Below are 1,066 nucleotides of genomic sequence, written 5' to 3' on the forward strand. Positions count from 1 at the left end.
TAACGTTTGTCTTGTACAAGCATGGTTTTTTACCTCCTATTCACTCATGTATCTTTTTCTATTTCTTTTTCAAAATTATAAATTTTGAAGAAGTAATATGGTGGTTTCCCTAGTATTTCAGATATTTTGTTGATATCTACTATTGTTGGACATTTTACCCCATTCTCTATATTGTAATATGTTCCTCTAGAACATCCCATTTTTGAAGCCATATCTGCTACTTTTAAACCTTTTAAAATTCTTTCAGCCTTAATCCTTTTTGTATATACGTAATTAGCATACTTTTTTTGTACCATTTTGTTACCTCCTTTCCTTTAGTTATGTCAGTTCAGGTAGATACCCTCAGCTAAAAATTTTTTTGCAAGTTTTATTTCAAATCGCTACAACCCCTGATACAAGTGGCTTTGAAGGCAATAAAAATTTTTAAAAAAAAGTAATATAAAAGTATTGACAAAGGTAATTACTCGTGGTACAATTAAGACAGAAGCAAGGGAAAAGAAAAAATAAAAGTATTTCGGTAATATGTCAAGAGGGTGGTAAAAAAAATTCAAATGGAGAGCAAGATATCTAAAATCTACAGAACAAGATTTGGGGAGTCTACCGACCAAGATACGTGATACTATAACATCACAACCATGAGGGTTATTTTCTACAGAAAAACGAGAGGAAGCATCATTACCCTCCTGGTCGAGAATATGGACCTTGACATCATTCAGGCTTACATCCATACCAACAAAAAGCTTATTCAAGATTGTTACACCTCCTTTCAAAATTGATAAAGTAAGTAAAAGTTAATTTGAGATAACCCTAGCAACCAGATTATGTAGCAACCTCGCAATTAGCTCTTAATATATAAGCCTGAATCCTCTGCTGCCAGGGGCTTATATATGACAAAGCAGATTTCGCGTAAGAAAAGGCAAATCTGGTGTAGGGACCACACTTTAAAGAGCGGTCAAGCCGCATGGAGGACGAAAGCCTGTCCCACATTAACTTTACAGTATAATTTGGTATCTACTCTTAGTATAAACAAGATTTTTAAACTTGTCAATAGTTTTTTTAAAAAAAA

1 protein-coding gene and 1 pseudogene are annotated in these 1,066 nt (G+C 33.2%); both read right to left on the reverse strand.

Translation table 11 applies throughout. The annotated features are described in order from the left end of the window. Window positions 1–44 precede the first annotated feature (44 nt). Window positions 45–296 carry a helix-turn-helix transcriptional regulator gene (locus M663_RS0104595; protein ID WP_029688109.1) on the reverse strand — a complete coding sequence of 84 codons (252 nt, stop codon included), beginning with the start codon at window positions 294–296 and terminating at the stop codon, window positions 45–47. A gap of 258 nt (window positions 297–554) precedes the next feature. Continuing rightward, window positions 555–749, reverse strand: a pseudogene (locus M663_RS15240) (IS110 family transposase); the annotation flags it as partial. Window positions 750–1,066: the final 317 nt, after the last annotated feature.

Source organism: Thermoanaerobacter sp. A7A (assembly GCF_000445185.1).
Taxonomy (GTDB): Bacteria; Bacillota; Thermoanaerobacteria; order Thermoanaerobacterales; family Thermoanaerobacteraceae; genus Thermoanaerobacter.

Coding starts and splice junctions, on each gene's coding strand:
- M663_RS0104595 (WP_029688109.1), bottom strand. CDS start 296: ATGGTACAAAAAAAGTATGCTAATTACGTATATACAAAAAGGATTAAG.